The organism is Alteromonas sp. ISO5, from assembly GCF_058105165.1.
Genome location: NZ_CM176572.1, coordinates 1562230 through 1583205, shown reverse-complemented (window position 1 = coordinate 1583205; position 20976 = coordinate 1562230). Strand labels below are relative to the sequence as shown.

The window sequence follows — 20976 nt, the reverse complement described above, 5'->3', positions numbered from 1 at the left end:
CCTGCTCGCCTAAGGGAACAAGTCGTTTTGCTCCTGACTGACCAGTCGCACATATTCCTGCTTAAATTTTTGCTCCCGCTTGTACGCCCAGTAGCCAAACCCTGCCATAACCACACTGATAATAATAAAGGTAGCCACACCACCTTTATCCACAAATGATTCCCAACTGAGATCGCCAACAACGGCAGCAATTCCCCATATAACCAATAAGATTAATTCACTGCTCCAGGCAGAATGCATGGTGATCCGCGCAATTCTCTGATTACTGAGATACTGCTTTTTTAATGTTTCGCGGTAATGGCTGGTATCTTCAAACGAGGCCAGCACCGCATGACGACGCAGCCAGACAACAAAACCGGTAACTATACCGCCACATGCTATGACTCCGCACAATACCAGGGCCATATATAATGGCAGCTTTTCCCAGCTGTAAATAAGCATCCCAAGGCCAATTAAAAAGCCCGTGAAATCTGAAACAATGTACCAGCGCTGGAGGCATTGCTGATGCTTCAGACGCTTTGTTACATCGGTCAGATCGATTTCACTCACCGGCTGCTGTTGCCAGAGTGCGGTTAAATCCTGCTCTGGTTTTTCATTATTCATGGTTCATCCTCTGCTGCAGCGTCGTTTTCGCCCGCTGCAGTAATACACCAACGTGGTTCCTGGTTAAGCCACACACTTCGGCAATCTCCTGATAGCTGAGGCCTTCCAGAGTGAGTGTCATTACCTGACGCATGGTAACCGGCAGGGTACGAATGGCTTCCAGCAGGGAGGTAACCTGCCGGCTGCGGGCAGCCGCATATTCAGGCTCTTCATCTATCGCCCCTGCAGTAGCAACGATATCGTCGTCATCCGGCTGACTCACATCACGATTCTTAACTTCTTTACTCACGTGAGTCACCGCCCGGTTATGAGCAATTTTCAGGATGTAAGTTTTCAGACTGGCATCGCCGTTAAAGCGCTCTAACCCTTGCCATACCGCCAGTGCTATTTCCTGCAACAGCTCCTGGCGCACAGACTCATTGGCCTCGTAGCTCGACGCTACGCGGCTCAGCAGCGCCTGATGTTCAGCGAGTATTTGCTTAAAGTCCTTGTGCACAAAAATCCTGGTATGAAAGGTTAAATGACTTTGCTTACTTCCTTTAGTCTGCCGCCGGCAAAAAAAATAACATTGTTGTGTAATTTTTTTTAACGGCTAGTGACTATACCGGTAACCACACCATTTGGTTAGTACCTAAAGAGGAAATCGCAATGACACACACAGAGATAATTTTATTGGTAACTGCCGTGCTTAGCCTGGGCTTATTTTGTCACTACCTGGATGCCAGATATAACTGGCAATTAAGCGCCTGGTTTTACGGCAAGCCGGTGAATCCTTTTAAGCAAGCGCAGCAGGCAAACTCGCAAACCGCCACCCAAAAAGATGCTGAAATTGCAGCCTTAAAAGAGCGTATCGCAGTACTGGAGAAAATCGTTACCGAGCCTGCTTATGAGCTTAATCAGGAATTGAATAAGTTGTGTCGGTAGACAATCGTTAAGTGAGATCCCTAAGAAATTTCAACCAGTCATCCCGGCCTTACCTGCATATTAATACTCGCCGGCTAAAAACTATCTGGCATTTGTCGGGGCCGACAAATGTGGAGAAAACCAGCTAAGTTAAACCCTAATCAGCTTAGTCAAACTGCTCAGGAAATACCGGATAGACGCGTTAGCATCTCCACGTATGACGGGATGTATATTAGTGCTTCACCAAGGTTTAACTAGCGTTTAGCAAGCCTCAATAAACCCTAGCAGGCGCTCGGCGGCGATTTGTACCAAACGCTGGCGAGCTTCTTTGGCAGACCAGGCGGAATGCGGGGTGATCAGCAGGTTGGGTAAATCAAGCTGCAGCAAGGGGTGATCCGCCGGAGGTGGCTCAACTGATAAGGTATCAAGCGCGGCGCCAGCAATCTGGCCCTGTTTAAGCGCTGTTACCAAGGCCGCCTCGTCAATAAGACCACCACGGGCCGTATTGATAAGCAAAGCTGAGGATTTCATTAAGGCAAGCCGCTCGGTGTTGATCAGCTTGTCGGTCTGCGAACTCAACTGGCAATGTAAACTCACTACGTCTGCTTCAGGCAGTAAATCATCCAATGCTTTGCGCTCAGCAGAGGTAGTTCCCGGCCTTGCCGCTACTGAGACGTTCATCCCAAACGCCCGGGCCAGTTCTGCAAAGCGCTGCCCCAGTGTGCCGTAGCCCACAATAACCAGATGTTTACCGGCCAGTTCCATCACCGGGTTATCCAGCAAACAGAAGAACGGCGAGCGTGACCATTCGCCCTGTTTCACCTGTTGCATGGTAGGCGCAAACGAGGTGGCCAGGTTCAATAACAGCATCATGGCATGCTGCGCAACCGAATCGGTGCCGTAGCCGTCGACATTGTTGACCGTAATACCGTGTTGCTGGCAGTATTCGGTATCCACATTATTGGTGCCTGTGGCGAGCACACCCACATAACGCAGTTTTTCGGCCTGACCTAATGCGTCAGCATTGAGCACCACTTTATTCACCAGCACAATTTCGGCATCGCGAATACGGTCATTGACCTGGTCGGGAGTGGTGGTTGGGTAACGGGTAAGAGTTACTGGTAATGATTCAAGTTCGCTGAGGGTAAGATCGGTTCCCAGCGAATCACTATCGAGTACAACAGCCCGCATTATAACGACTCAATGATGCGTTCCAGAGCCGATTTGGTACGCGCCGGAACAGGCACAACGCGGCCGGTAGTGCGATCAACAAATACGTGTACAAACTGACCATGGGCCACCCGACGCTCATTAGTGCCGGCGTAAATAGACACCCCGTAGGTGACTGAGCTGCGGCCAATCTTGGCTACCCGAACCCCTACATCCACGTCTTCCGGGTAGGCGACATGAGAAATAAACTGACACTGCGAACTGACCACATGAGCTACCACCGGACTGGTGCGAAAATCCATCCCCGCTTCATCACATAAGAAACGGTTTACCGCGGTATCAAAGAAACTGTAGAACACCACATTATTCACATTACCGTAGATATCATTATCCTGCCAACGGGTTGGCAATGTCACCTGATAAGGGTAATCGCTGAGGGACGGGGTAATATCCGTCATAATACTCTTTCTTCCTTTATTGACTGACTGGCAACGAAGACACAACGTCTGCCGCAAACTATAACACTACGCCATTTGTGGTTGAGTTTAAACCACGTTTATGCTCGGGTTTGCCCTTGCCCGAGTACCACAAACTTTTCAGTGGTCAGGGATTCGGCGCCCATGGGACCATAGGCATGTAATTTACTGGTCGAGATACCAATTTCAGCACCCAACCCCAGCTCACCGCCATCAGAAAAACGCGAGGACGCGTTCACCATCACCACTGCGGAATTAATATCCCGGATAAACGCGTTGGCCGTGGTGTAATTTTGCGTGGCAATCACTTCAGTATGACCAGAGCCGTACTCGGTGATATGAGCAATGGCATCGTCGTAACTATCCACGACTCGCACCGCAATTTCCATGGCCAGGTACTCAGCCTGCCAGTCGGCGTGGGTAGCTGAAACAGCCTCAGTAAAGTGACTAATCGATGAATCACAAGCGTGGATCATGGTGTTATGTTGCTTGAGCATGGCTGCCGCCCGGGGCAAAAACGTATCGGCCACCGCGCGATGCACTAAACAGGTTTCCAGCGCGTTACACACGCCGGTACGCTGGGTTTTACCGTTTTCCAGTAGCCCCAGGGCCTGCTCAAGGTCGGCGTCTTTATCGACGTATAAATGGCAAACCCCTTTGTAGTGCTGAATCACCGGGATCTGGCTACGCTCACTAACGTATTCAATTAAGCCTTCACCACCACGAGGTATGATCAAATCGATATACTCTTTTAAGGTCATCAGCTTATTCATGATCTCGCGATTTGGATCGGGAATAACCGTGACCGCGGCCGTATCGAGATCAAACTCGCGCAGCACATGATGGATACATGCTGCCAGCGCCAGATTAGAATGCAGCGCTTCTTTACCGCCACGTAATATCACCGCATTCCCCGCTTTAAAACACAGCGCAGCCGCATCGATGGTGACATTAGGGCGCGATTCATAAATCATCGCTATCACCCCAAGCGGGATGCGCATTTTGCCCACCTGAATACCACTGGCCATGGTTTTAAGCGACTTGATTTCGCCCACCGGATCAGTTTGATTAGCAATAGAGGCTACCGCACTGGCAATGCCCATGATCCGCTCTTCGGTAAGGGTTAAGCGATCGACCATGGCAGCATCCAGCCCTACCGTTTTGGCATGTTCCAGGTCAAGCTGGTTGGCACTTAAGATGTTGCTCACCTGACTCACCAGATGCTTGCTGATAGCCATTAATACCGTACGTTTTTGCTCGCCACTTAAACGGGCAACCTGTCTGGCGGCCACTTTTGCCTCGCTGGCGGCTTTACGAATTGAAAAACTCATACCGACTCCCTTTAATTAACGGATTAGTTAATTGTAGCAGTGCTGCGACGCAGTCATTGCAGGTTTACCGCTGAACGTCTCAGGCTTGGAATAGCACCAGATCATCCCGATGGACAATCACTTCGCCACTGTCATACCCCAAGATAGTATTGATCTGTGCGCTCTTGACCCCTTTGATTTGTCTCAACTCCTGCGCGCCATACAGTGCAATGCCTTTGGCAAGCACCTGTTTACCGCAGTGGATTTCGATAGCATCGCCAGGACCAAAGTGACCACTCACTTCCACCACACCTGAAGGTAGTAATGATGCACCTTTATGAACCAAGGCTTTTTTAGCGCCTTCATCCACCTCAACCCGGCCGCGGGTTTTTAACGTGTGTTCCAGCCACAGGCGGCGGGCCGTTTTTTGCGACTGTTGCGCTTTAAACAGCGTGCCCGGTAGTTGCCCTTCGTGCAAGGCATCAAAAACTGTTCCATTGCGGCCGTTCACAATCAGCGTTTGAATACCACTTCGGGTGCATTTATCGGCGGCTTCGATTTTAGTTCGCATACCGCCGGTCCCCACCGACGTACCGGCACCGCCGGCAATGGCATAAATATCCGGGGTAATGTGTTCCACTTCTGGGATCAATGTGGCGTCGGGACTCTTACGCGGATCTGCGCTGTACAGGCCATCAATGTCTGAGCAAATGATCAGCGTATCGGCGCCGGCCACCAGTGCCGTATAGGCAGCCAGATTGTCGTTATCACCCACTTTCAGCTCATTGACCGCTACGGTGTCGTTTTCGTTAACAATGGGCAGGGCCTGATGATTGAGTAATTCACGGATGGTGTTTTTGATGTTTACATAGCGCGTGCGGTCATGCAGATCGTCATAGGTCAGCAACACCTGAGCACAGGGAAAATCAAAAAAACGCTGCCAGTTGGCCATCATATCAATCTGGCCGATGGCGGCCATGGCCTGCTTTTCAGCAATGGATGCCACGTGATTGACCGGAATTTTGGCTCTTCCGGCGGCAACACTGCCTGAAGACACTAAAATCACTTCTTTGCCCGCCTCACGGCTGGCATTGATAAATCGCGCTATGGGAAGTAAGTACCGGCCACTGCATCGCTGTCCGTCTGGCGCAATCAAAGCGCTTCCTATCTTGATAACAGCGCGTTGCCAGGAAAATGTACTCATCTGGAGAAATCGATAGATAAACGGGGTGTTAAGAATATTACAACGCGCCCACAAAACAAACAAAAAACCATGAATATCTTGCCCTGTGAAGCTGTGTTTGCGTTCAGTTTTTGGCTATTTACGGTCAATCGCTGGCAAATTTCACCGTATTAGAATTAAACTATGTATCTTCTAATAAATATAGGTGACGATGCGTTAAGGAATTCCTTCTCGTCAATCTGAGCCATTTTCCACTTAACGACGAAGGAATACCTATGAGTAAGCGTATGCCGAAGTTAGTTTGGTTGATGCCAGTGCTGTCGATTATGTCAGCCACACCAGCTTTCGCTGATGGTGCAATCAAGCAAACCAAAGGTGATTTTGAGGATAAGTTCCGCCAACTGGAAGAAGTGTTACCCACGCCAAACGTTTATCGTAACGCCGCAGGTGAACCAGGCCATCAGTACTGGCAACAGCAAGTTGACTACGATATTGATGTTACGCTGAATGAAGAAAAGCGCCGCATTGATGCCAGCGAAGAAATTATTTATCACAACAATGCGCCGGATACGCTGAAATACCTGTGGATCCAACTGGACCAGAACAAATTCCGTGACGACTCCATGTCGGCACTGACCACCACCTTTGGTGGTATTGGTAACCGTGGACCAGCAACCTCTGCTGCTTCTGGCAGCTCGCCAGCCAAATTATCCATGGGCGCCATTCGTCGCCAGCAGTTTGTTGATGACAACGAACTGGGCTACCAAATCAAGAAAGTCACCGATGGTCGCGGTAAGCCACTGCACTACGTGATTGTTGGCACCCTGATGCGTGTTGACCTGGCCGAGCCGTTAAAGCCAGGCAAGAAAACCGAATTGAACATCGACTTTGGCTACAACATTGTTGAAGAAGATGCGGTATCAGCCCGTTCTGGTTACGAGCACTTCCCGGATGACGAACGCGAAGGCGGCAACGATATTTTCCTGCTGGCTCAATGGTTTCCGCGTCTTGCGGCTTACACCGATTACGAAGCCTGGACCAACAAAGAGTTTATCGGTCGCGGTGAATTTACCCTGGAGTTCGGTGACTACGAAGTCTCCATGACCGTACCAGCTGACCACATTGTATCGTCTACCGGTGTACTGCAAAACCCACGAGACGTGCTGACCAGTGAACAGCGTGAACGTTTGGAAAAAGCAGAAGATGCTGATCGTCCCGTATTTATTGTAACCCCGGAAGAAGCACTGGAAAACGAAAAAGAAGGCACCAGCAAAACCAAAACCTGGCACTTCAAAGCCGATAATGTGCGTGACTTCGCTTGGGCCTCTTCTCGCAAGTTTATGTGGGACGCGAAAGGCGTGAAGCAGGGCGGTCCGCAGAAGCACGTAATGGCGATGTCTTTCTGGCCAAAAGAAGGTGGCGATCTGTGGCAGAAATATTCTACCGAATCCATCGTGCATACGCTGGAAGTGTATAACCGCTTTACCTTTAACTACCCGTATCCAACGGCACAGTCAGTAAATGGCCCGGTAGGCGGCATGGAATACCCCATGATCACCTTTAACGGTCCGCGTACTGAATTGCAGGACGACGGCTCACGCACATACTCGCTGGCTGAGAAGCGCTTCCTGATTGGTGTGGTTATCCACGAAATTGGGCATACTTACTTCCCGATGGTCGTAAACTCAGACGAGCGTCAGTGGACCTGGATGGATGAAGGCTTAAACAGCTTTCTCGATGGCGTTGCCGGTCGAGAGTGGGATCCGGACATTCCATGGGGTGTTGAGCCGCGTGATGTGACAGGTTACATGAAGTCACAAACTCAGGTGCCAATCATGACTCAGTCTGATTCGGTACTGCGTTTAGGCCCGAACGCTTACACCAAACCAGCCGTTGCCCTGAATATTCTGCGCGAAACCATCCTGGGCCGTGAACTGTTTGATTTTGCCTTTAAAGAATACGCTCAGCGCTGGATGTTTAAGCGTCCTACACCGTCTGATTTCTTCCGCACCATGGAAGAAGCCTCAGGCGTTGATTTAGACTGGTTCTGGCGTGGCTGGTTCTACACCACAGATCACGTAGATATCTCGCTGGACAAGGTGTACAAACTGCGTTTGGATACAGAAGATCCGGATATTGATTTTGCCCGTGAGCGCCAGTTCGAGAAAGACAAGCCAATGTCGCTGACCGTTGAACGTAACAAAGAAGAAGGTCGTAAACTGTGGGTAGAACGCTTCCCGGACATCACCGACTTCTACGACGAAAACGATCAATTTACCGTAACCAACAAAGAACGTAACAAGTACCAAAGCTGGCTGAAGAAGCTTGAGCCGTGGGAACGTAAAGCCTTTGAGCGTGCCGTTGAAGAAGACAAAAACTACTACGTGATGGAATTCTCTAACGTGGGCGGCCTGGTTATGCCAATTATTCTGGAAATGACCTTTGCCGACGGGACCAAAGAGATGATGCGTATTCCGGCTGAAATCTGGCGTCGTACCCCTAAGGCAGTTAGCAAGCTGGTGGTTACCGACAAAGACAAAGAGCTGGTTAGCGTAACCGTTGACCCACGTTGGGAAACGGCTGACGTTGATGTGGAAAACAACCACTACCCACGTCAAATCATTCCTTCACGGATTGAAGCGTACAAGTCGAGTTCGACGAAGAAAGGTGCTCGTCGTGATATCATGCAGGATATTAAAACCGAGCTAAAAACCGACGAAGACGAAGACGGTGAGAAGAAAGAAGGTGATGACAACTAAACTCCATCGAGTAAAAAGTGTCATGCAGGCAGGGCTTTATGCCCTGCTGTTCTTTGTGGCCTGTGGTCAGGCTGTGGCACATCAGCAAAAAACCGCAATCACCACGGTGTTGTTTAATCCGCGCACCGAGAATATTGAGGTCATGCACCGGTTTAATCTGCATGATGCAGAACACGCCGTAAAAGCGCTGTTCAAGAAAACCGCCGATATTCTGGATGATAACGAAACGCAAACGGCATTTGCCCGCTATGTGGCGGACCGGTTTATCCTGCTTAATGCTCAGGGCGAGTCCCTGCCGCTCAACCTTGTGGGTTTTGAGGTAGAAGGCAAACACTTCTGGGTATATCAGGAAACTGCCCAACCGCCTGCACTGGAGGGCCTGCAAATTCGTCATGATGCTCTGCGGGACTTATGGCCGGAGCAGGTGAACACTATCAATGTTGAAGGCAATGGCGATTTAAAAACACTGACCTTTACCGACAGTGTTGAGTTACTGGAAGTCCACTTTTAATCGATTCAAGTACCGCGGGCACTCCCGCGGTTTTGCTTGTTCAGACCAAGGTCGCATTTGACCTGACCTGCGTAAATGGTCATCATGCTCAAAACAATGACAGGGCAATCTGAATGACCGACACCAACCAAACCGATACTCCCCAGGTAAAAAAGAAAAACATTATTTTTGTGATCCTGTCTGGTGCCATGGCACTCACTATTATTGTGATGATGTTCTTACCGGATAGTGGCATGGGTACTGGTCTGATAGCTATTTACGGCAGCATGTTGTGGTGTGGTATTTTCGGCGCCTCGCTGGCCCGCTATCTGGATAAAAACGGCTGGTTTGGCTTTGGTATTGGCAGCGCAGCGGGCATGCTGATCCAGTTTATATCGCAATTCGTTTAAGGGTGTATGAACCAGCCCCCAAAAAATAACCCCGTTCCCAGCTCACGCATAGCCAGGCTGTCGCGGATAGGGTCGCTGGCCACTAAAATTGCCGGCAGCGTGATTTCCAATGGCACGTCGAAATTGCTCCGGGGTGAACGCCCGGTACTGTCAGACCTGGTACTCACTCCTAAAAATATTCAGCGCATTACCGACCAACTGGCGTCACTGCGGGGTGCCGCCATGAAATTGGGCCAGCTCATATCCATGGACAGCGGCGAGCTGCTACCGCCGGAACTCAGCGCCATTCTGGCGCGCCTGCGAGAAGATGCCGACCCGATGCCCAAAGAGCAATTACAAAAAGTGCTCGATGAAGCCTGGGGTGCAGGCTGGTTCGATAAACTACTGTATTTTTCCTATGCACCAATCGCCGCTGCGTCGATTGGTCAGGTGCATAAAGTCATAACCATGCAAGGTGAAACCCTGGCGGTCAAAGTACAGTACCCGGGCATTAGTAACAGCATCGATAGCGACGTAGATAACGTCGCCAGTATTATCCGGCTTTCCGGCCTGCTGCCCGCTTCCTTTGATATCAAGCCACTGCTGGCCGAAGCCAAACTGCAACTGCATGATGAAGCTAACTATATTCGCGAAGCGGAAATGATGACCCGCTACCTACGGGCATCGGCAGACTACCAGAGTTTTGTGCTACCCGAGGTTTATGCAGCACTCAGTACGCCCAATGTACTGGCAATGACCCATATTATCAGTAGCCCCATTGAAGCACTTAGCGAACAACCACGGACAGTACGTAATCATTTGATGACGGAGCTGTTCAGACTGTTCTTTGACGAGGTATTTGCCTTCAGGCTCATCCAGAGCGACCCGAACATGGCGAACTACCGGTATATGCCAGATACGCAGCAAATTGCTTTGTTGGATTTTGGTGCCTGTCGGGAAATACCAGTCGCTATTTCTGAAGGTTATTTGCAGCTACTGCGCAGTATGGCCATAGAGGATATGCCTGGTGTGGCCGAGGCCGCTTTTAATATTGGCTTGATGCAAGAGTCTCACACTGAATCACAACAGGCCAGTGTACTGGCAATGGGCTGCCTTGCTTGTGAGGCATTGTATTGTGAAGGCGCTTATGACTTTGGCGAAAGTGACCTGCTGGGACGTTTGCAAACGGCAGGCATGGCGCTGAGCTTCGAGCAGGGTTTCTGGCATGTACCGCCGATTGATGCAGTGTTCATTCACCGTAAACTTGGCGGCTTGTATCTACTGGCTAAACGCCTTAATACACAGGTCGATTTACGTGAAGCGGCCGCAAAATGGCTTTAATAGGGTAACTCCATACTGAACGGCAGCGCCATCGAATGCCGGGCTTTAGGCGGATTGCCGATCATTTCATCATACGGCGTATCGTGGGTCATAAATGAGTTGGCCACCTCACAATGGATAAAAAATTCGCGAATATGGCCAGCACTGTAAAACCGCATGGGCTGGTCTTTATCGCTGAATACCAGGCCAGTATTGCCATCAATGGTTAGCTGGACCAGATAGACATTCATTTCGTACGACTGAACTTCCAGGTTCTCAATTTCCAGCGGACCTTTCTCAATATCGCTGCTCATAAACTTGTGCATAAACACTCCGAAATCAGGAATTCGTCATTAAGTACGCACGAAAGTAAAGAAAAGATGAAATGAACCAAATTATCCCTAAAGCATCTATAAAATCGTACCTGTTAACGGTTTACTCTTGCTGCCAAGTCCTGTATTCAATAAATATGAGGGTAGTAAGTGAGTTTTCATAATCGAAAAGATTTGCAAAAGTGCATTGATTTTCAGCGGATTGTCATTAACTCTGATAGTATGGAATTCCGCAGCCAATGATCAAGGTAGACAAATATGAGCGAAAATACTGAGCAGCGATCCTGGTTACCTTATGCCATTGTGGTAGGCGTAATCGTTGTTGTGTTACTGGTAGTATTGATGTGGCCATCAAGTGAACCAGAGCCGCAACCTGTCGTTGAAACAGAAACGCCGGCGGTTGCCCAACCTGAGCCTATCGAGCCTGAGCCAACTGATACCTTTGAAGCAACGCCACCGCCTGAACCAGTAGAAATCGATCCGGATCAGGAGGTTGAACCCATGCCAGAGCCTGCGCCTGAGCCAGAACCTCTGGACGTTAGCGATACCGCCATTAAGGCCGCTCTGGAAACTATTGCAACGTCACCAACGCTAAGTCGTTTACTGGTCAACGACGGGTTATTACAGCGCTTTGTTGTAACGGCGACTAACCTGGCTGATGATGAAACTGCTCCTAACCACCGTTTGCTCACACCACCGGACCAGGATTTCCGGGTGTATACCCAGGCCGACCGCGAGTGGATTGATTCAGCCAGTTACAAGCGTTACACCCCTTATGTAGACGTACTGGAGTCAATGAGCAACGAAGACCTGATTGCCCTGTACGAAACCTACCAGGACGAGATTCAGACCAAGTATGCTGAAATTGGCGACCCGGATCAGCCTTTCACTGAGGTACTGATTGAAGCCATTGATACGCTGCTGGATACACCAGAAGTGAAAATGCCGGTAGAGGTGTATACCGATTCAGTCATGTATAAATATGCTGACGAGCGTCTGGAAGGGTTATCCGACCCGCAGAAACAACTATTACGCACCGGCCCGGATAACATGCGCCGCATTAAAGCGAAACTACGTGAACTCAAAGACAGCCTGATGGCGCAATAAGTCCGCTTCGCAAAATGGTATTGAAGAAAGCCACCTGACGGTGGCTTTTTTATTGGCTGTTATTTATTGGCGCTTAGTCACTCGCTTCCAGTGTAACCCTTACGCCGCCGGTCATTTTGGCCAGCAGATTATAGATAAACGCCATAATCAGCGTAAAAATGTAAGTAAAAACTAAATAAAAGACCGGCATTACGAATGTCATCGCGCCGGTGAACATAAACGGCATGGTATTTTGCTCAGGCATATTCGGTGCCAGCGACGTCATCATAAGGGTAAACGGTAACATAAAGATCAGTGACAAAATGGCAAATACCAGTGCCAGGTGAATAGCCAGTGAATGCGCTGATATCTTCCTTATTCTTTATTGCATGACAGGTTCCTTTTCTCTTTTGTGATTTACTGTTGCTCATCAGGGAGCATTTAACATTGCTGTCGGTTTGCAGGGTATTTTGTAAAAGCGCCAGTCATGACATAAAGTGAAGTGAAATGACTTCACAACAATAAGAGCAAAGAACAATGAAGAATACGATTAAATCCATCCTGCTGGCGGCAGCCCTGCTTGCGGTGAATGACTTACAGGCCGCCACGGTGATCCATGCAGGCAACGCCTTTCTCGGCACTGACGACAAGCTAACCGGCCCGGTATCGCTGGTTATTGAGAACGACACTATCAGCGAGATCCACCAGGGTCATATTAAGGTGGCCACAGGCGACACGCTTATCGATCTAACCGATTCCGTGGTGCTGCCTGGCTTGATGGACATGCACGTACATCTGAGTTCACAGCAAAGCGGCACGTCGTCGTACCTGAAACGGTTTACACAAAATGAAGCCGATTACGCCCTGGCAGCAGCGCATTATGCTAATAAAACACTGATGGCAGGCTTTACCACGGTGCGTAACCTGGGTGACAGTTACAATGAGACAGTTGCTTTGCGCAATGCAATTAATAAGGGCATGGCAACCGGCCCGCGTATCTACACCGCCGCCAAATCTCTGGCAACCACCGGTGGCCACGCCGATCCGAGTAATGGCATGGCTAAAATGATCCGCCCTGATACAGGCCCTGAAGACGGTGTAATTAATGGTGTGGCAGAAGCACGTCAGGCTGTTCGGCAGCGTTATCAGGATGGTGCAGACGCCATTAAAATCACCGCCACAGGCGGCGTGCTAAGCGTGGCCAAAAGTGGGCAAAACCCGCAGTTTATGAACGATGAACTGGATGCTGTGGTAGCTACCGCGAAAGATTACGGAATGACGGTTGCGGTGCACGCCCATGGCAAAGAAGGCATGATGCGCGCTATCAAAGCCGGGGTAACGTCCATTGAACATGGCACTTACATGGACGAAGAGGTAATGGCGTTGATGAAAAAGCACGGCACCTATTACGTGCCAACCATTCTGGCCGGTGATTTTGTGGCCGAAAAAGCTAAGATTGATGGCTATTTTCCAGACATTGTTCGACCTAAAGCCGCGGCCATCGGGCCACTTATTCAGGCTACATTTGGCAAGGCCTATAAGAACGGCGTAAGCATTGCCTTTGGTACCGACAGCGGTGTTTCAGCCCATGGTGATAATGGTCAGGAATTTGGTTTGATGGTTGAAGCTGGCATGCCCCCTGCAAAAGCAATACAAGCCGCAACGATTAACGCAGCCACCATGCTCGGCATTGACGATAAGCTTGGTTCCCTGGAGGCCGGTAAATTCGCCGATATCGTCGCGGTTAAGGGCAATCCGCTGAATGATATTACAACACTGGAAAACGTGCGGTTTGTAATGAAAGGCGGAAAAATTTACAAACAATAGGGGCATTTTCCCTTGGTAAAAGACACGCTAAAGCGCAAAACGAAGGCGATGATTGAATCGAAGCACATGCTACGCGGCTTGACCATTGCCTCTTTTCTAGAATCTACCATTGTACCGGTGCCGCTGGAAGCCGTACTGGTGCCGTTAATGCAGGCCAAACGTGACAAACTCTGGGTGTTAGCCGCCATGGCGACACTGGGTTGTATTATTGGGGCACTGTTTGGTTATGCTATTGGGTATTTTCTATTTGATGCCATTGGGCAGGATCTAATTAGCTGGTTTGGCTCTGAACAACAGTTTGACCAGGTAAAACAAAAGATGGATGCGCAAGGTTTTTGGTTTGTGTTGTCGCTAGGCATAATCCCGGTTCCATTTCAAATTGCAATGCTTGCTGCAGGTGCCACTAAATACTCTATCTGGCTGTTTTTACTGGCAACGGTGATGGCCCGGAGCCTGCGCTATTTTGGTTTGGCGCTGTTAGTTAAGCTAGTAGGCAATAAAGCAGAAAAATTCATAAAACGTTATAAAACAAAAGCAATGGTTGGCATAACCGTTGTCGTCGCCGGTTTATGGTGGGTCTTAAGTTAAACCAACAGAAAACACAACACAGATAAAAATCACAACCCACTATTGATAATAATTATCATTTGCATTAACTTATTTCCTGGCAATTGTTAATCGCGAGGAGAGACGACCATGCGCACCTCAGTACTTTGTCCGGTTTACCGTAAATGGTTACAACTCAACCCAGAACAGGCCCGTGAGCAACGGCAAACCTTTAATGCACAGGCCCTGCAAATGCGTCGAAACGGACATATCAAACAAGCCGTAAAACGGTATCGCTTGGTATGGGAAGTGGCGCAATCAGTGTTGCTTTCGTTGCGCCAACCGGATAATACATCAAACCGTTATCAGCAGGATCTGGTTGTATTTGCTGCCGCGGCAATGGCCCACCAGCAATGCTGTAATCAGGTTAGCGACACGGTTAATGACAGTATCATGGCCGATACTCAACAGCAGTTATCCGCATTATCGCCATTGTATGCCAGTGAGCCGGACCTGTTAAATACCATAGCCCAGCTAAAAGAATGGTTGCGTTGCAACAACCTGCGCCAGTCTTCTTCGTCAATTCACTAAGGAACCAGTATGCAGGGGAATAAACAACCAGAGTTTGTGGCGGTAAATATGCGGGTCAGTGTATTAAAACACCTCTTACAAGGGCACCAAATTCATCTGTGTGATTTACATGCAACGTCAATCAAACAAAAACAGTGTCTGCAGCAATTGCTGTTGCAGGCACTGTCGGAGTTGTAAGCACTTATTGACCGGAAAATACCTTTTCAATATGGGGAGTTATAGCTTTAGCCCAAATTTCGTAACCGATTGCTTTAGGATGCAACAAGTCCGGCATAATGTCCTTGCTTAACACGCCCGATTCATCAAGAAACTGCTGATTGATATTGACAAATGTGACGTTGCGCTGCTGAGCAAGCACTTTAAGCAATTGGTTGGCTTGTTGGTTGTTGATTCTTTCCTTGTCAGAATTATCTGCTCCCCGCGGGAATATCGCCAGTAATACGACTTTGCTACCCGGAGTTCTCGCTTCCAGTTCATCAAGAATTCGCGCCACACCATCGCGAATGGCTGCGGGAGAGTCCATCCTGTGCCCGGTATTATTGGTGCCAATCATGATCATAGTAAGCTTAGGGTTAATACCATCCAGCTCACCATGCTCGAGTCGCCACAACACGTTCTCGGTACGATCGCCGCTAAAGCCTAAATTAAGCGTGGGAATATGTCCAAAGTGTGACCGCCAGACCGCCGCTCCGGCATCTTCCCAGCCGTGGGTAATGGAATCGCCAATCATCACCAGCTCAGGTTTGATGCTGTCCTTTTCTTTGAGTTTTTGCTCGTGTCGATTCATCCACCAGTCATCAGCCCAAAACGCGCGTAATGGAACAGGCGTAACCGTAATTGCGTCGAGGTCGGGGCAATCCAACGTAGCTTCACCGACTGATTGCAAGGCGATATCAGCAACAGATAGTTCTCCGCTGCCGTAAAAATAAAAGCGCAGTGGCTGTTCTACCGCGTTAAAGGTTGCACCGTCACGATTAAAACAGGCCAGTGGCATTGCAACTCGCTGCCACCCTTTATTTTGCATCGCTTTCAACCGGGGCCAGATATCTACGCTGTTGCGACAATTGGCATTGCAGCTTACTTCAACCTGAAATCCGGTTTTGGTGACATCATCAACTTTTACCGCAAACGACAACACGCCATCTGCCATGTAGTCTGTTAAATTCAGCGGTTTTGGCGTTTTAGCAAACAACCGGCCACTCCAGGCGTCCTTAAAGGTAATAACCGCTTCTTTTCGTGACCTGCTGTCGTTAAACGACAGCTTGATACTGCCGTCATCCGTTGAGCTTGACTCACCGGTGACAGCCTTCACCTGGCCATCATTTTCAATATAAAGCGGAATCGCAATATCCGTGTTAAGCACATTGATGACGTCGCCAGCGGCAACAGCGTGCAACGAAGCGAGTAAGACAAACAAACCATATAATCGACGCATTAGTTATTGTCCTTTTTAACGGTGACAGATTTACCATCATATATCACACTGATATCCGGCTTAGCAGAAAAATCAAGCAGTGAATCACCCTCTTCTATAAAGCGAATATGATAGGTTCTCGATGTTACCATCCCATCGAATTGTCCCTGACGATCGCCAATCGTCAGCGTCCCTTCGGTATCATCAAAAACAACAGGCGTATAAGAATACTGCCCATTCTCGTAGCCGTAGGATTTACCATCATCGTGATAAATTTCGAATTTACCATCGGCGCCGGTATACACATTGAGTGTATAGTCTCCCGCAGGCTTGTCGTAGACATACTGGATATCCTCTCCGGTAGGAATAATGGCGCCGGCGCGCACAAATATGGGCATTTGTGTCAGTGGTGCTTCAGCACTGATTGTACGTCCGCCCTGGTGTAATTTTCCGCTGTAGAAGTCATACCATTTGCCCTTACCGGGCAGGTACACATCACGCTCACGTGCCTTGAACTCATAGACTGGGTTAATCAGTAATGATGGGCCAAACAGGTATGCATCATTCACACTGATAGCAGTATCATCTTGCGGGAAATCCATCACCAGTCCACGCATCATCGTACCGTCTTTGTGGTACAGGTCACCCGCAAGCGAGTAGATATATGGCATTAAACGGTATCTGAGCTTGGTGTAAGACACCAATGAGTCGTACACCGCAGAGCCCTCATCGGCAATATTAAAGATTTCACGATACGGGTTCTGACCATGGGAGCGGAACAACGGCACGAATGCGCCAAACTGAAACCAACGCAGATTAAGCTCCTGCCATTCATCTTGATATGCAGGTGGCATTTGCGAATAATGCCCTACCACCTTACCGTTGTAATAGCGATAGTGGTTTTCTGGCGTGAATCCACCAATATCCATCGTCCAGTTGGGCATACCCGCCAGACTGGCCCCCAGACCAGCGGCTATTTGCTCTTTCAAATTTGACCAGCGCGGTACGGTATCCCCACTCCAGATAGCACTCCCGGTACGTTGGATCCCCGCGAAGCCACTGCGGGTTAATATAAAACTACGCTTATGACCATCGGTTTCGCGCTCGCCATTATACACCCCTTCGGCATTGGCCAGAGCATAGGAATTAAAATACTCAGCCCCGTTGCCAATCGACAACGGACTCATGATTTCTTTGCGCTTGGTTATCGACAGGTTAGAGTGAATGTCGGGTTCAGACGCATCCAGCCACCATGCATCAATGCCCAGTACGTTTAAATTTTCATTAAGCTGACGCCAGAAAATTTCTTGAGACTCTTGCGGGTAGGGGTCATAGAACCCGTTCAGATAGCCTTTCCCAATCCAATCGAGATTCCCTTCAATTTCAACATTCTTGTTCAGCATATAGCCTTTTTCATCGAGCTCCTTATAGTTATCTGTCGTAGCATAAAACTTAGGCCATACCGATATCATGATGTTGGCATTTAGCTCGTGTACTTCGTCAATCATGGCTTTAGGCTGCGGGAAATGCGCTTTATCAAACTTATGGCTACCCCAGGCATCCTGGGGCCAGTACGACCAGTCCAGTACAATATTGTCGATGGGAATTTGTCGTTCACGGTAGGTTTTTAATACTTCCAGCAGTTCATCCTGCGTGGTATAGCGCTCTCGGCTTTGCCAGAATCCATAAGCCCATTTGGGCAACATGACAGACTTTCCGGTAAGTTCTCGGTAACCGGCAATCAGCTCATCGTAATTGTCACCGACCACCACATAGTAGTCGATAGCTTTGGCTGACTCAGAAGCCAGCGATAAACTGTATTGGTCGGCTTTATCCTGTGGTGCATTGTGTAGCAAGCGGAAATATCCGCCTTGCGAATCCCAATCCACTTCAATGTCGACCTTCTCGCCAGCCGTTAATTCAGTCTCGGTGGTATGGAACCAGGGGTTCCAGTTCATCCGCCAACGATCTAACAATTGTTCGCCGTCAATGGATAACGCAGCATAGCCACTGCTATACATTCTGAACTTATGAACGCCTGAACGGTTAGGGCTTATCTGGCCTTTCCATACAACACGGGGCTGCGCAACATCGCCTAACTCGGCGGGAAACGGTATCTCCCGAATCGAATTGTTGGCCAGAAACTGATAATCTAAATCGGCTTCGTCACGACGCAACAGTAATTCGTCACCATCGTAATAGTATGCCGTGAGGCTGCCTTTTTCACCGTTTTCATTGTACAGCGTAAAGCCATTTTTTATGGGCGCAGAAAGTTCAGGATCACCAAAACGCGTAATTGATGCGTTATCCCATAACACACCGTAATTGCGGGTTGAGGCAACAAACGGAATAGAAATCTGCAAGTTATGTGTGCTCAGTTCGACGTTTTCACCCGCGTAGTTTACCTGCCCATTCTGATGCTGACCCAATCCAAAGAAACCTTCATCAGAGTTTTTGTTCCATTGCTGCCTTACTGCGTAAGAGTCCGCCTCTGGCTTAATGGGGTCCTCTGTGACCGGGCCAAATTCGCCACTGTTTACGGTGTCAAGAAGCACCTCTCCGGCCGCATTTCTTAACACCATGCGCCCATCTGTAAGAGAAACTTCTGCACTCATGGAAGCAGTTGTCAATATGACATGCTGATTGCTGGATTGGGTAGTAAAGTTACCTTGCGGAGAAGCAACGACCATCAGGCTGTCTTTAACACTGCTTAAATTACCGTGTGGTAAAGCTGTCACCCGAATAATGTCATCGGCCATTACGGTTAAGTAAATACGCTTTGCCTGGCCTCGTGCAGGTTGCACAACAATGCCATGGTCAAAGTTTTCGAAGGTACCTGCGGCGATGACCTGTTGGGCACTACTTGTTTGCTCACAGCCTGTTAGCAAGGGCACTGACAAACACGTCAGTGCCATGCAACACGCAACCAAATACGTTCTCTTCATACTTTTCTCCGTACTTCCTGTTGTCAGAATCAGTGTTTATACGTCGCCATTATTACGTTTAAACCATGTGGCTTAGCGGTGAGAAAGTTAGCCCACAGTTTATTGCGAAACCCATTCTGACTTTTGATAGAAAATAAACCGCCATCATAGACAGCCGTTACCCTTGATGCGTTGACTACTTGAATCACTTTTATATTTAAAGAAACAAGATGTTACTCACCTGTAAACAGAAAAAAGATAAGGAAAAGAATAGACTGGCGCTATTAATATTAATTAAAAAGCTACGACTGTGCAGAAATTGCAATTTTTTCGGGCGAATAATATAAGCAGAAATAGACAGTTAAGCCCGTTATAACCGCTTATTGATACTCGTTGACGAAGTTCTTCCTGTTTGGTTATATGTCTGTACGAAGGTATGCATGTTTGGCGGAGTTGCTAGAGCTATTTATGTTCAGTTATTACAGAAAAGTTACATACGCATTAATACTGATGTTGCTTTTTACCGCAGCGTTAGGCTTTATTGCCATGGAGTTTACTTTTCTCAGCGAACCTATGCTGCCAGCCAGCGACACAGAAAACTTTCAGTGGCGTGCCAAAACGTATTCCGATGCATCCGAAGGCGGAACGTCACATATTGAAATTATCGACAGTGATTACAGTTATTCGTTAAATATGTATCTTCGAGAAGAGGGCGAAAGTATCTTTGCGATGGGTGAAATGGAGTTTGTCGACACCGAAGGAAACCCAACATCGGTAGATATTGGTCAGTTCGACACCCTGTCTTTTACCGCTAAGTGTAAACCCGAAAATACGCTGACTTTTTCAGTGTTTACGCTGGATGACAATGCCTCAAAATTTGATGATGAGCGTTCGGATCGCATTTCCACGCACTATTTTCTTTGTAAAGAGGAATGGCAGCAATTTGATATCGATTTAACGCGTCTTGATACACCAGAGTGGTGGTTTAAATCGTACAACCAACAACTAAGCGCACAGGAGTATAACCTGTCCAATGTACTGAAAATCTCATTTGGCAGTTCCATTCAAAGCCCCAAAAATATCCTTTCGAATATCAATATTCGAGACATCACCTTCCGTGGCAAAAACTGGTTTTATTTGTATTTGTTTGGCGCAGTGAGCGTTGTCGGATGGATAGTGTTGCTCATTTGGCTGGTTCGCCAACATGCTTCGTATTTGATGGCGGATATCCGGGATAAAATGCGAAAAGACCGCCCGCTGATAGCCTATAAACAGCTGTCTATTGAATCACACAAAGATAAAGATAAAAGCGCAATTCTTAAGCTGATGGCAACCGAATACGCCAACCCTGATGTTAATCTAGATTATATCGTGCAAGCCTCAGGAATTAACCGCAATAAGATTAACGAACTCCTGAAAGAGGAACTGGGTTATACCTTTTCAACTTATCTGAATAAGTTAAGGCTTAATGAAGCAGCCAGGTTACTCTCTGAACATGAAGATTCCAACGTATCTGAAATAGCTTATACAGTAGGATACAAAAATGTCCCTTACTTCAATAAACTGTTTAAAAGTGAATACGGCTGTAGCCCAAAATTGTTTAAAAGTACCAGTAACAGCTTTCAGCCTGAACTATAACCAGAAGCTGGGTAA

The 20976-nt window shown here is 48.3% G+C and carries 21 protein-coding genes; 11 read left to right on the top strand and 10 right to left on the bottom strand.

All coding sequences use genetic code 11. The annotated features are described in order from the left end of the window. Nucleotides 1-9: 9 nt before the first annotated feature. Both AC2T0J_RS07195 and AC2T0J_RS07190 read right to left on the bottom strand, forming a co-directional pair. The gene (locus AC2T0J_RS07195) at nt 10-603 is read right to left on the bottom strand and encodes a hypothetical protein (protein ID WP_489809457.1); all 594 of its coding nucleotides are present in this window, start codon (nt 601-603) and stop codon (nt 10-12) included. After that, a complete protein-coding gene (locus AC2T0J_RS07190) occupies nt 596-1099 on the bottom strand; it encodes an RNA polymerase sigma factor (RefSeq protein WP_489809456.1) in 504 nt (167 codons plus the stop codon). Before AC2T0J_RS07190 ends, AC2T0J_RS07195 begins: the two co-directional genes overlap by 8 nt. 152 nt (nt 1100-1251) lie before the next feature. Here AC2T0J_RS07190 and AC2T0J_RS07185 point away from each other — a divergent pair, with 152 nt between their 5' ends. Further along, nucleotides 1252-1527 carry a hypothetical protein gene (locus tag AC2T0J_RS07185; protein WP_489809455.1) on the top strand — a complete coding sequence of 92 codons (276 nt, stop codon included), beginning with the start codon at nt 1252-1254 and terminating at the stop codon, nt 1525-1527. Between the two features lie 240 nt (nt 1528-1767). On the opposite strand, the gene AC2T0J_RS07180 is transcribed toward AC2T0J_RS07185, so the two are convergent. The 4 genes from AC2T0J_RS07180 to proB all read right to left on the bottom strand — a co-directional run bounded on the left by AC2T0J_RS07180 (nt 1768) and on the right by proB (nt 5666). After that, on the bottom strand, nt 1768-2697 hold the full coding sequence (locus AC2T0J_RS07180) for a D-2-hydroxyacid dehydrogenase (protein WP_489809454.1): 930 nt from the start codon (nt 2695-2697) through the stop codon (nt 1768-1770). Further along, nucleotides 2697-3134, bottom strand: a complete 438-nt coding sequence (locus AC2T0J_RS07175; protein WP_489809453.1) for an acyl-CoA thioesterase — start codon at nt 3132-3134, stop codon at nt 2697-2699. Before AC2T0J_RS07175 ends, AC2T0J_RS07180 begins: the two co-directional genes overlap by 1 nt. A gap of 98 nt (nt 3135-3232) precedes the next feature. Then, complete coding sequence (locus AC2T0J_RS07170) at nt 3233-4483, bottom strand: glutamate-5-semialdehyde dehydrogenase (protein WP_489809452.1); 1251 nt, start codon at nt 4481-4483, stop codon at nt 3233-3235. A gap of 79 nt (nt 4484-4562) precedes the next feature. Next, the gene (gene proB, locus AC2T0J_RS07165) at nt 4563-5666 is read right to left on the bottom strand and encodes a glutamate 5-kinase (protein WP_489809451.1); all 1104 of its coding nucleotides are present in this window, start codon (nt 5664-5666) and stop codon (nt 4563-4565) included. Between the two features lie 287 nt (nt 5667-5953). On the opposite strand from proB, the gene AC2T0J_RS07160 reads away from it, so the two are divergent. The 4 genes from AC2T0J_RS07160 to AC2T0J_RS07145 all read left to right on the top strand — a co-directional run bounded on the left by AC2T0J_RS07160 (nt 5954) and on the right by AC2T0J_RS07145 (nt 10624). Next, nucleotides 5954-8404, top strand: a complete 2451-nt coding sequence (locus tag AC2T0J_RS07160; RefSeq protein WP_489810301.1) for a M1 family metallopeptidase — start codon at nt 5954-5956, stop codon at nt 8402-8404. 22 nt (nt 8405-8426) lie between these two features. Continuing rightward, the gene (locus tag AC2T0J_RS07155; RefSeq protein ID WP_489810300.1) at nt 8427-8915 is read left to right on the top strand and encodes a DUF6702 family protein; all 489 of its coding nucleotides are present in this window, start codon (nt 8427-8429) and stop codon (nt 8913-8915) included. Nucleotides 8916-9028: 113 nt separating this feature from the next. Continuing rightward, nucleotides 9029-9304 carry a hypothetical protein gene (locus AC2T0J_RS07150; protein ID WP_489809450.1) on the top strand — a complete coding sequence of 92 codons (276 nt, stop codon included), beginning with the start codon at nt 9029-9031 and terminating at the stop codon, nt 9302-9304. A 6-nt stretch (nt 9305-9310) separates the two neighbouring features. Next, entirely contained in the window at nt 9311-10624 is a 1314-nt protein-coding gene (locus tag AC2T0J_RS07145; RefSeq protein WP_489809449.1) for an ABC1 kinase family protein, read from the top strand. Here AC2T0J_RS07145 and AC2T0J_RS07140 read toward each other — a convergent pair. Continuing rightward, a complete protein-coding gene (locus AC2T0J_RS07140; protein ID WP_489809448.1) occupies nt 10621-10929 on the bottom strand; it encodes a DUF6482 family protein in 309 nt (102 codons plus the stop codon). The two genes, AC2T0J_RS07145 and AC2T0J_RS07140, sit on opposite strands and share 4 nt — an antisense overlap. A gap of 264 nt (nt 10930-11193) precedes the next feature. Here AC2T0J_RS07140 and AC2T0J_RS07135 point away from each other — a divergent pair, with 264 nt between their 5' ends. Continuing rightward, complete coding sequence (locus tag AC2T0J_RS07135) at nt 11194-12042, top strand: DUF3014 domain-containing protein (protein ID WP_489809447.1); 849 nt, start codon at nt 11194-11196, stop codon at nt 12040-12042. A gap of 73 nt (nt 12043-12115) precedes the next feature. On the opposite strand, the gene AC2T0J_RS07130 is transcribed toward AC2T0J_RS07135, so the two are convergent. Then, on the bottom strand, nt 12116-12328 hold the full coding sequence (locus tag AC2T0J_RS07130; protein ID WP_489809446.1) for a DUF3566 domain-containing protein: 213 nt from the start codon (nt 12326-12328) through the stop codon (nt 12116-12118). 230 nt (nt 12329-12558) lie between these two features. On the opposite strand from AC2T0J_RS07130, the gene AC2T0J_RS07125 reads away from it, so the two are divergent. From AC2T0J_RS07125 to AC2T0J_RS07110, 4 genes are all read left to right on the top strand, one after another. Next, nucleotides 12559-13848: a metal-dependent hydrolase family protein gene (locus AC2T0J_RS07125; RefSeq protein WP_489809445.1), complete on the top strand. Its 1290-nt coding sequence runs from the start codon at nt 12559-12561 to the stop codon at nt 13846-13848. A 48-nt stretch (nt 13849-13896) separates the two neighbouring features. Further along, complete coding sequence (locus AC2T0J_RS07120) at nt 13897-14436, top strand: YqaA family protein (RefSeq protein ID WP_489809444.1); 540 nt, start codon at nt 13897-13899, stop codon at nt 14434-14436. A gap of 108 nt (nt 14437-14544) precedes the next feature. Then, nucleotides 14545-14985 carry a hypothetical protein gene (locus AC2T0J_RS07115; protein ID WP_489809443.1) on the top strand — a complete coding sequence of 147 codons (441 nt, stop codon included), beginning with the start codon at nt 14545-14547 and terminating at the stop codon, nt 14983-14985. A gap of 9 nt (nt 14986-14994) precedes the next feature. After that, nucleotides 14995-15162 carry a hypothetical protein gene (locus tag AC2T0J_RS07110; protein ID WP_489809442.1) on the top strand — a complete coding sequence of 56 codons (168 nt, stop codon included), beginning with the start codon at nt 14995-14997 and terminating at the stop codon, nt 15160-15162. A 4-nt stretch (nt 15163-15166) separates the two neighbouring features. Here AC2T0J_RS07110 and AC2T0J_RS07105 read toward each other — a convergent pair whose 3' ends face one another. Together AC2T0J_RS07105 and AC2T0J_RS07100 are read right to left on the bottom strand one after the other, a co-directional pair. Further along, nucleotides 15167-16420: a GDSL-type esterase/lipase family protein gene (locus AC2T0J_RS07105; protein ID WP_489809441.1), complete on the bottom strand. Its 1254-nt coding sequence runs from the start codon at nt 16418-16420 to the stop codon at nt 15167-15169. Further along, entirely contained in the window at nt 16420-19344 is a 2925-nt protein-coding gene (locus AC2T0J_RS07100) for a glycoside hydrolase family 31 protein (RefSeq protein WP_489809440.1), read from the bottom strand. The genes AC2T0J_RS07105 and AC2T0J_RS07100 overlap by 1 nt, the downstream gene beginning before the upstream one ends. 489 nt (nt 19345-19833) lie before the next feature. On the opposite strand from AC2T0J_RS07100, the gene AC2T0J_RS07095 reads away from it, so the two are divergent. Next, entirely contained in the window at nt 19834-20961 is a 1128-nt protein-coding gene (locus AC2T0J_RS07095; RefSeq protein ID WP_489809439.1) for a helix-turn-helix domain-containing protein, read from the top strand. The last annotated feature ends 15 nt before the right edge of the window (nt 20962-20976 follow it).

What these genes read in the sequence shown, in the direction of transcription:
- AC2T0J_RS07175 (WP_489809453.1), bottom strand. Translation starts at nt 3,134, where the DNA reads ATGACGGATATTACCCCGTCCCTCAGCGATTACCCTTATCAGGTGACA.
- AC2T0J_RS07140 (WP_489809448.1), bottom strand. Translation starts at nt 10,929, where the DNA reads ATGCACAAGTTTATGAGCAGCGATATTGAGAAAGGTCCGCTGGAAATT.
- AC2T0J_RS07115 (WP_489809443.1), top strand. Translation starts at nt 14,545, where the DNA reads ATGCGCACCTCAGTACTTTGTCCGGTTTACCGTAAATGGTTACAACTC.
- AC2T0J_RS07180 (WP_489809454.1), bottom strand. Translation starts at nt 2,697, where the DNA reads ATGCGGGCTGTTGTACTCGATAGTGATTCGCTGGGAACCGATCTTACC.
- AC2T0J_RS07160 (WP_489810301.1), top strand. Translation starts at nt 5,954, where the DNA reads ATGCCAGTGCTGTCGATTATGTCAGCCACACCAGCTTTCGCTGATGGT.
- AC2T0J_RS07120 (WP_489809444.1), top strand. Translation starts at nt 13,897, where the DNA reads ATGATTGAATCGAAGCACATGCTACGCGGCTTGACCATTGCCTCTTTT.
- AC2T0J_RS07105 (WP_489809441.1), bottom strand. Translation starts at nt 16,420, where the DNA reads ATGCGTCGATTATATGGTTTGTTTGTCTTACTCGCTTCGTTGCACGCT.
- AC2T0J_RS07100 (WP_489809440.1), bottom strand. Translation starts at nt 19,344, where the DNA reads ATGAAGAGAACGTATTTGGTTGCGTGTTGCATGGCACTGACGTGTTTG.
- AC2T0J_RS07130 (WP_489809446.1), bottom strand. Translation starts at nt 12,328, where the DNA reads ATGTTACCGTTTACCCTTATGATGACGTCGCTGGCACCGAATATGCCT.
- AC2T0J_RS07185 (WP_489809455.1), top strand. Translation starts at nt 1,252, where the DNA reads ATGACACACACAGAGATAATTTTATTGGTAACTGCCGTGCTTAGCCTG.
- AC2T0J_RS07170 (WP_489809452.1), bottom strand. Translation starts at nt 4,483, where the DNA reads ATGAGTTTTTCAATTCGTAAAGCCGCCAGCGAGGCAAAAGTGGCCGCC.
- AC2T0J_RS07095 (WP_489809439.1), top strand. Translation starts at nt 19,834, where the DNA reads ATGTTGCTTTTTACCGCAGCGTTAGGCTTTATTGCCATGGAGTTTACT.
- proB (WP_489809451.1), bottom strand. Translation starts at nt 5,666, where the DNA reads ATGAGTACATTTTCCTGGCAACGCGCTGTTATCAAGATAGGAAGCGCT.
- AC2T0J_RS07125 (WP_489809445.1), top strand. Translation starts at nt 12,559, where the DNA reads ATGAAGAATACGATTAAATCCATCCTGCTGGCGGCAGCCCTGCTTGCG.
- AC2T0J_RS07150 (WP_489809450.1), top strand. Translation starts at nt 9,029, where the DNA reads ATGACCGACACCAACCAAACCGATACTCCCCAGGTAAAAAAGAAAAAC.
- AC2T0J_RS07145 (WP_489809449.1), top strand. Translation starts at nt 9,311, where the DNA reads ATGAACCAGCCCCCAAAAAATAACCCCGTTCCCAGCTCACGCATAGCC.
- AC2T0J_RS07155 (WP_489810300.1), top strand. Translation starts at nt 8,427, where the DNA reads ATGCAGGCAGGGCTTTATGCCCTGCTGTTCTTTGTGGCCTGTGGTCAG.
- AC2T0J_RS07135 (WP_489809447.1), top strand. Translation starts at nt 11,194, where the DNA reads ATGAGCGAAAATACTGAGCAGCGATCCTGGTTACCTTATGCCATTGTG.
- AC2T0J_RS07110 (WP_489809442.1), top strand. Translation starts at nt 14,995, where the DNA reads ATGCAGGGGAATAAACAACCAGAGTTTGTGGCGGTAAATATGCGGGTC.
- AC2T0J_RS07195 (WP_489809457.1), bottom strand. Translation starts at nt 603, where the DNA reads ATGAATAATGAAAAACCAGAGCAGGATTTAACCGCACTCTGGCAACAG.